The organism is Algoriphagus yeomjeoni (assembly GCF_003259505.1).
Classification (GTDB): domain Bacteria; phylum Bacteroidota; class Bacteroidia; order Cytophagales; family Cyclobacteriaceae; genus Algoriphagus; species Algoriphagus yeomjeoni.
This window is the reverse complement of record NZ_QLLK01000004.1, coordinates 374,021-382,503: the sequence shown is the minus strand read 5'-3', so window position 1 is coordinate 382,503 and position 8,483 is coordinate 374,021. Positions and strand designations below refer to the sequence as shown.

The window sequence follows — 8,483 nt, the reverse complement described above, 5'->3', positions numbered from 1 at the left end:
GGTCAAACCATTAATAGCCCCGGGTGAAACCCGGGGTTGAGAATGATTCGATCAGTTCCAAGTTTTGGCAGAGTAGATGTAAATCAAGGAAGGTGTGGTTCGCCAAAACGAGTGGTTCATCACCAAGCCCAAATATTAAAAACCCTGAAAAGTACCTAAAATTGGTCTTTGAGGACACAGGCCACGGTGTGCGTAGGATGTGTAGTAAATCATATTGTTTGGAAGGATAGGCCTGAAGGGCCTCAATATATCAGCGATGGGTACAACCCATCGCTAGCTAATCTAGGTAATAGTTTTCTAGCCCTGAAAGGGTTAGATCTTTCAAACTATAAAACCAAAAAGAGGTAGCATATCACATGCTACCTCTTTCTATTTAATACTGAATATCGAATGATGAATTAAGAATTTGGAAGTTTTTGAATCTCAAATTCTCATCATCCCAACCAGGCAGACCAAGGAATTCTACTCAAAATCAGCACCAATCCAATCGCATACATCATATAAATACTTCTGAATCTTCCTCTGGATACACCTGGTTTTTTCGCGCGTATATACCCTATGCTAATCAACACAATCGCAATGATATTAATCAGAGGATGCTCTATAGCCAATAGTCTTGCTGCTGGATCGGACATGGCCGAACCTGACTTAAGCATCTCGAATCCCAATGGACTTAGGAAATAAAGAATCAATCCTACTAACAGTTGAATATGAGAAAGGATAAAGGCGATTAAACCGATTTTACGATCTTTCTCGGTGAATTCTCTACCTGAAAGTGATCCGATCAGCATGTAAATGATGACCACCACCAATGCTAGCAATGCCAGATAGGCTACGCCTGAATGTAAATGTTGTATTCCTGTGTACATGATTTGTTTTTATTAGTAAACGAAAATAGGCCAAAAGACTTTAACTCCTCAATAGAAAGGTTGTTTTTACTCAACAAAAAGCACCAAACCTTTAAGATATTCTGTTTCTGGATGAAATATATTGATTGGATGATCTGCAGGCTGGGTGACTTGATGTAAAACTTTCACCTTTCTCCCAGATTCCAATGCCGCAGCTGTTACCGTGTTGCGGAAAAGCGCCTTGTCCACCACCTGACTACAGGAGAAAGTGAAGAGAATTCCTCCCGGCTTAATTTTTTTCAAGGCTTCCGCATTCAGGCGCTTATAAGCTTGTACAGCATTATGTCGAGCTTTTAGGTTTTTGGCAAAAGCTGGCGGATCCAAAACGATCAAATCGTAATCATCACCAATTTCCCGAATGTACTTCACCACATCTGCAACCTTAGATTCATGCTTGCCTTTGATTTCAGGATTGAGCAGAATGTTTTCCTCGGTCAACTCAATGGCTTTTGGAGAAATGTCCACAGAATGCACTTCGGCTGCTCCCTCTTGTAAAGCCAACACAGAAAACCCTCCTGAATAGCAAAAGGTATTCAACACTTTTTTGCCCTTTGAATAGGAGGCAAGTAGCTTTCTGTTTTCCCGCTGATCTATGAAAAAGCCGGTTTTCTGTCCCTTCTCCCAATCGATTTTATAAGTCGCTCCATACTCTTGAACCAGGTCAGTTTTTGGTTTACCGAGTATCCACTCATTGGAAGTGATTCCCAAATTCTTTGGTAAAGTCTCCGCACTTTTATCATAAACCCCTGAGCATTGATCTCCAAAAGCATTCTTTATCGCTTGGGCAATTTCCTTCAAATGCGCATGCATCCCGATTTGGTGCGCCTGAATGACTGCCGTTCCATTATAGAAATCCACCATCAATCCTGGAAGCAAATCACCCTCACCATGAACTAATCGATAGACGTTAGTTTCTTCATTGTCAGTAAGTCCTAGACTTTTTCGCAAAGAAAGGGCTGAAGCAATTTTCTCGTCCCAAAAGGCCTGATCGATTTCCCGCTCTTCGAAAGAAATAATCCGAACCATAATGGAGCCTTCTGCAAAATGACCAATTCCCAAAAACTCATCTTTGGAGGAGTAAACGGCCACTAACTGACCATTTTCAAGATTAGAATCTTTCTGGAAAATAGCTCCTGAAAATACCCAATGATGCTTTCGTTTAAGCGATATTTCCTTGCCGTGTTTCAGTATTATTTTAGGATAGTTCATGACTAAGTTGAGATTTGTTGGGGAATAGCAAGCTGCCCGCTACCATAGCTAAAGCACTGCCGAGCAACCCGTAAATGTGAGAAGAAATTTCTGGCTCAAATCTATCCATAATTAAATAGGTAAGCATACCGATAATCATGGAAAGCATAGCGCCAATTTTTGAAGACTTTTTCCAATACAACCCAGAGGTGAGTGGAACGAATAAGGAAACCAGCATCAGGATAGAGGCTCCAGCCACTAATTCGTAAATATTAGAATCCTGAAGTGCCATCCATACCGCCAAAATAGCTACACCGAGTACGCTTATTCTTAATGTCCAAAGCAGGTGTTTGTCAGTAAGTTTGCCTTTGAAAAGTGGTTTGATGAGGTTTTCAGAGATCAAAGCAGCCGGCGCAAGCATACCCGAACTCGCAGTACTCATAATGGCTGATATCAATGCTCCAAAGAAGATGATTTGCACCGGTAAACCGCCATGAGCCAAGACCATAGATGGTAACATAAGTTGCTTATTTTCTAAATAGAGTTCTGGATACAACGCCTTTGCGCCAAGCGCTATGAAAAGTGGCAAAAGCCCAAAAGTTAGGTAAAACCCTCCTGCTAGATAAGTAGATTGCACGGCTACTTTTTCTGATTTGGCAGACATTACACGCTGGTAAATGTCCTGGCTTGGAATACTTCCCAGACCGATAATGATCCAGGCACCGAAGTAATTGATCCAGGAGTCGAAACCTGAATCAGGGAAAAACTGAAAGCTTTCCTCAGTAGCCGAATCTAATATCACACTGACTCCACCGGCATCTTTGGTTACCAAGATTGCTACTGTGATCAGTCCTAAGACTATCATAATGGTTTGGATAAAGTCGGTAATAGAAATAGCCCACATCCCGCCTAGAAATGTATAAATGACCACGATACCGGCAGAAAGAAGTATTCCCTCCGCCAAACTCATTCCTGTGACGATACCGAAAAGCAGACTCAAGGCAACCAGTTGCGCAGCTACATACCCAAAGAAAACCGGCACCATGAAAACTGTGGAAAGGAATTCAACTTGGTCACCATAGATCTTCTTGAAAACATCACCAATAGTCAATACACCCATGCGATACATGGGGCGGAGATAAAACATTCCAAAAAGCACCAAGCAAAGCGCACCCCCAAAAGGATCTTCGATTACCCCTTGTAGTCCTTCTTCTAAATAGACTGAAGATGCTCCGAAAATAGTCTCAGAACCAAACCAGGTAGCAAATAGGGCAGAGGCGGAAAGAAATAAAGGGAGCGAACGACCTGCCAAAACAAAGTCATTCGATCCCTTTACGAATTTTGAAGCCCAAGCTCCGACGGCGATTGTGATCGCCAAGTATATTATGATTGCGGTGAGTAGCAACTACCTTAGGTTACTTGGTTGCATACATTTTCTCCCTCAACCCCTTGATTTCTTCGCTCTCCAAGTAATCATCATAAGGCATCCTTCTATCAATCGTACCGTTTGGCGTGAATTCTACAATTCTATTTGCGGAAGACTGTACAAAAGCATGATCATAAGAAGACATTAAGACAGTTCCTGTATACTCGATGATAGCATTGTTGAATGCTGTGATAGATTCCAGATCCAGGTGGTTGGTAGGCTCGTCCATGACCAAAAGATTAGGATTCTGAAGCATCATCTTGGAGATCATACAACGCACTTTTTCCCCTCCGGAAAGTACTGAACATTTCTTCAGTGATTCTTCTCCGGTGAAGAGCATTCTTCCCAAGAACGTTCTCACGTAAGCTTCCTCCTGATTGCCAGAGAACTGTCTTAGCCACTCGATCAGTGATAGGTCAGATTTAAAATACTCCGAGTTATCGTTTGGTAAATAGGCTTTGTTGATGGTAACGCCCCACTTGAAACTTCCTTTCGAAGCTGGGATTTCCTCCATGATTACCTGGAAGAATTTGTTTACCGCCTGCTTGGTCTTTGAGATGAAAGCAATTTTATCGCCCTTGTCCACCATTAGATTTACATCTGTGAAATATGTCACTCCATCAGCTTTCAACTCCAAATTCTCCGTCATAAAGATCTGATCTCCGGCTTCTCTTTCAGGTTTGAAAATGATGCCAGGATATTTTCTCATCGATGGTTCGATCTCATCGATGTTTAGCTTTTCGATCATTTTCTTACGAGCAGTCGCTTGCTTTGACTTAGCCACGTTAGCAGAGAATCTATCGATAAATGCCTGCAATTCCTTTTTCTTATCCTCAGCCTTCTTGTTGGAATCCGAACGCTGTTTCAGCGCGAGCTGAGAAGATTCGTACCAGAAGGTGTAGTTACCGGAGTAAATCTTGATTTTCCCAAAGTCAATATCCACTATATGTGTAGAAACTGAATCCAGGAAGTGTCTATCGTGAGACACGACTATCACCAAGTTTTTGAAATCAAGGAGGAAGTTCTCTAACCATTCGATGGTGGCAGCATCCAAGTCATTGGTAGGCTCATCAAGAATCAGGATATCTGGATTTCCGAAAAGTGCCTGAGCTAGTAAAACCCTCACTTTCTGATTACCAGCCAAATCTTTCATTTGCATGTAATGCAAATCCTCGGTGATTCCCAAGCCTGAAAGCAGTGCTGCTGCGTCAGATTCTGCATTCCACCCGTCCATTTCTGCGAAGTCAGCTTCCAACTGAGATGCACGTAGCCCATCTTCTTCAGAAAAATCCTCCTTCATGTAGATGGCGTCCTTTTCCTCCATGATGGCATACAGCGTCTTATGACCCATGAGGACAGTCTTTAGCACTTCCACTTCATCGAAACCAAAGTGATTTTGGCTAAGCACAGCCATACGCTGACCAGGAGTGATGCTGATTCCTCCGCTGGTACTTTCCATTTCTCCGGCAAGGATTTTCAAAAAAGTTGACTTTCCAGCGCCGTTTGCCCCGATCACACCATAGCAATTGCCTGGGTTGAATTTGAGGGAGACTTCGTCGAAAAGTGTTCGTTTGCCAAATTTTAATGACAAGTTATCTACTGATATCATAATTGAGGTTTTCTTCTTTTTTGGAGGCGCAAAGATAGGAATTATATATGTGATGGCTAAGTGAATCCCAAGCTTTTGAAAGATAGCTAGGAAGCTTTGTATCAACGGAGGTGCTTAATCCTTTGCAGTTGCCTATATTGGTTCTTCAATCTGCCCAATTAGACCATATGGAGAGACTTTACCGAGTACTGTACTTTGTGTTTTGCTTGCAATTCTTTGCTTTTTTTTCGCATGCGCAGATCTCTACTGTAGGTAAGGAATTTTGGGTAGGCTATATGGAAAACAACCGGATTTTACCGGGAGCTACAGATAGAGCAATGCTGGAGATTACAGCTGTGGAAGCTGCTGATTTCACTATAGAATACCTTGGAAATACCAGCTCTCAATCCCTGAATGAAGGAGAACGTTTTACCTTGATTGTTGATTCCCAGGATATAGATGTATTTCACCGGGGATCTGGAATCGTAGAGAGCAAAGGGATTTTCATTTCTTCCACAGGAGATTTATCTGTTTATGCCTTCAACGAGCGGGTACGTAGTGCTGATGGGACAGTCGTGCTTCCAGTAAGTGCTTTGGGTAAAGATTACTTGATTACTTCGCATTTCGAGCGCCTCACTTATCCCGTGGAATACGATGGAAATATTGATAATGAAAGCTTGATGCTGGTGATTGCCACTGAGGATGATACAGAGATTGAAATCACCAGAAGTAATAGCTCTGTGCCATTTACCCAGAGACTTAACCGTGGCCAAAGTTACCAGATTAAGGAGCGCTTTGACCTGACCGGAACCCGTGTTCGGGTAATCGGCGATGATGCTAATTCCTGTAAGAAAATAGCTGTTTTCGGAGGAAATAAGTGGACTTCTGTAGGGAATTGTGGTGCAGCTAACGACAACTTATTTCAGCAAGCTTACCCTATATCTACCTGGGGTCAGTCTTATATTCACGTTGCTTTGGAAGGAAGATCCTCAGGAGAATTGGTGAAGGTTCTGGCGGCAGAGGACAATACGGAGGTATTTGTCAATGGAAATAGCCGAGGAATCATTGGTGCAACTCAATTTTTGACCTTGGATTTTGCTCCAGATGAAACAGTTTCGATTGAGACAAGCAAGCCTTCCTCTGTGACAGTCCTTGCTAAAAGTCAAGAGTGCAATCAAGTAACCCAGCCTTTGTTCGATCAGGGTGATCCTTTTATGATTTCGTATAGCCCAAATGAGCAACTTCTTAAGAGTGTGAAATTTTCTGCGCTTTCACTTCAGTCTATCCAAGATCATTATGTAAATATTGTGGTTCCAGCCGGTGCACAAAACCAAACGATTTTGGATGGAAGTAATATAGGAGCTTCATTTTCAGTGGTTCCTGGCAATGCCTCTTTTTATTATGCCCGAATCCGGATTTTCCAAGGAGTACATCAGTTGACAAATCCTGAAGGCTTTATAGCCTATGTGTATGGTTTTGGCTTTTTGGAATCCTATGGGTACGCAGTAGGTGCGGCTCTGGATAATCTCAATTTTGAGATACAGGCTGACTATGAGTTTGAAGTGCAAGGCGAAAGGATCGCTTGCTTAGATCAGGAAGGGACTTGGAGTATTGAGCCGGAAAATGAAGCCTTTACTTATTTTACTTGGGATTTTGGAGATGGCTCAGCTCTCCAAGAAGGTCAAGAAGTGCCCCATATCTTTACTAAGGCAGGAGTTTACGAGGTTACAGTCACTGCTTCAATCAGTCCAAACACCTGTGATCAGCAAGAGGAAGAGACCTTTGAAGTAGAAGTGCTCGAGTCCCAAGCTGAGCTACTGGGTGCTAATTCTGTTTGTCCAGATGTGGAGGAACTGATTTATAAGCTTAGCTCCCAGGAAAATATTGGATCTGTGACTTTTGAAGTAATAGGAGGTACAGTTGTTCAAAATTACGGAGATTCTGTTCTGGTCAACTGGGGGCCATCAAACCCTAACGCAAGTATCACGGCTAATCCAATCAGTACCAATGGCTGTGTGCTAGAGGCTCTTACTTTGGATGTGGTCATCAATATTGAGCTGGATGCAGAAGAGCCGATCGGTAATTTGGATGTGTGTTTTGACCCGCTCGCCACTCACTTTTATTCTGCACCAAACTCATCAAGCAGTAGAGGTTATGAATGGGTGGTAACCGGAGGAGAGATTGTATCTGGAGTAAATGAAAGTACAGTTGAAATCAGCTGGAATGTGCCTGGGATAATCGGAACTGTAAGCTATTTGACCTATAGTTTGGTGGATCAATCCTGTGAAGGAACTTCTGATCCGGTAGAAGTAAACGTAGAAGAAGAGTTCCTGCTGACGGTGGCTAGCATAGAAGACGTCAAGTGCTTTAGTGAATTCAATGGGCAAATAGTTTTGGATATTACAGGTGGTGTTGCACCCTTTAATTTTACCTGGTCTCATGATCCTACTTTAAATGCTTCCACCGCAGAAGGTTTGTCTGCTGGTAATTATTCGGTTACGGTCACAGATCAATTAGGCTGTGAAAGAAAACTGGAAAATCTAGAGATCAAAGAGCCGCCGGTATTGGAGTTGGTTTCTTTTGATGTGGCTGGTGTGAGTTGCTATGGGAAAAGAGATGGTGTACTAAACTTGAGTGTGAGAGGAGGCACTGCACCTTATACAATTGATCTGGAATATGGGGTGGAATTCACAGGTAGTCTGAATTTGGCGGATGTTGCGCAAGGGATTTATGAACTTACTGTTACAGATCAGAATGGATGTTCTGTTCCTCTTAATTTTGAAATAAGTTCACCTCGCGCTTTAGATGTGGATGTAAGACTGACCAAACCAGCTTGTCCGGGTGGAAGTAATGGGGAGTTATTCGCTTTTCCGGCAGGAGGCAATGCTCCTTATGTCTATTTTTGGGATGAGCAAAATCAATCTGGTAATTCAATTACAGGTTTAGGAAAAGGGGCTTACCCTATTTCAGTCACAGATGCTTCTGGCTGTGTGAGTCTGGGAACTGGAATAGTCACTGAAAAAGCTCCAGAGGTGCGTATGCCTACAGGATATAATCCTTCCAGAGATGGTGGGCTTTTTGAAGGGGTTTCAAATTGTGAGATCGATTTTGACATCTGGGTTTTCAACAGATGGGGGCAATTGATCTACCAAGGCAAAGAAGGCTGGAATGGATTGGTTAATGGGGAAAATGCCACTCTGGGAACCTATACCTTTCTAATGCAGTATAGCTTTCCTTTAGACGGAGAGATGAAACGTGTTGAAAAAAGAGGAACTTTCCTGTTAATTAAATGATCAGCATTTAGAAGGGTAGATCATAAATTTGCTTTTTGATCTGGCATTTCTATAGAGTCTTTACCCAAATCTATCCTTAA

The 8,483-nt window shown here is 42.5% G+C and carries 5 protein-coding genes; 1 reads left to right on the top strand and 4 read right to left on the bottom strand.

All coding sequences use genetic code 11. The features are described from left to right. Positions 1–434: 434 nt before the first annotated feature. The 4 genes from LV83_RS09035 to LV83_RS09020 all read right to left on the bottom strand — a co-directional run bounded on the left by LV83_RS09035 (position 435) and on the right by LV83_RS09020 (position 5,131). Complete coding sequence (locus LV83_RS09035; RefSeq protein WP_111611220.1) at positions 435–869, bottom strand: hypothetical protein; 435 nt, start codon at positions 867–869, stop codon at positions 435–437. A 66-nt stretch (positions 870–935) separates the two neighbouring features. Next, entirely contained in the window at positions 936–2,117 is a 1,182-nt protein-coding gene (locus LV83_RS09030; RefSeq protein ID WP_111611219.1) for a class I SAM-dependent rRNA methyltransferase, read from the bottom strand. Next, a complete protein-coding gene (locus LV83_RS09025) occupies positions 2,104–3,501 on the bottom strand; it encodes a sodium:solute symporter family protein (protein ID WP_111611218.1) in 1,398 nt (465 codons plus the stop codon). The genes LV83_RS09030 and LV83_RS09025 overlap by 14 nt, the downstream gene beginning before the upstream one ends. Positions 3,502–3,511: 10 nt before the next feature. Then, a complete protein-coding gene (locus tag LV83_RS09020; RefSeq protein WP_111611217.1) occupies positions 3,512–5,131 on the bottom strand; it encodes an ABC-F family ATP-binding cassette domain-containing protein in 1,620 nt (539 codons plus the stop codon). A 167-nt stretch (positions 5,132–5,298) separates the two neighbouring features. Here LV83_RS09020 and LV83_RS09015 point away from each other — a divergent pair, with 167 nt between their 5' ends. Further along, positions 5,299–8,403: a PKD domain-containing protein gene (locus LV83_RS09015; protein WP_111611278.1), complete on the top strand. Its 3,105-nt coding sequence runs from the start codon at positions 5,299–5,301 to the stop codon at positions 8,401–8,403. Positions 8,404–8,483: the final 80 nt, after the last annotated feature.

Excerpts from the sequence above, each read along its gene's own strand:
- LV83_RS09035 (WP_111611220.1), bottom strand. The coding sequence starts at position 869 with ATGTACACAGGAATACAACATTTACATTCAGGCGTAGCCTATCTGGCA.
- LV83_RS09030 (WP_111611219.1), bottom strand. The coding sequence starts at position 2,117 with ATGAACTATCCTAAAATAATACTGAAACACGGCAAGGAAATATCGCTT.
- LV83_RS09020 (WP_111611217.1), bottom strand. The coding sequence starts at position 5,131 with ATGATATCAGTAGATAACTTGTCATTAAAATTTGGCAAACGAACACTT.
- LV83_RS09015 (WP_111611278.1), top strand. The coding sequence starts at position 5,299 with ATGGAGAGACTTTACCGAGTACTGTACTTTGTGTTTTGCTTGCAATTC.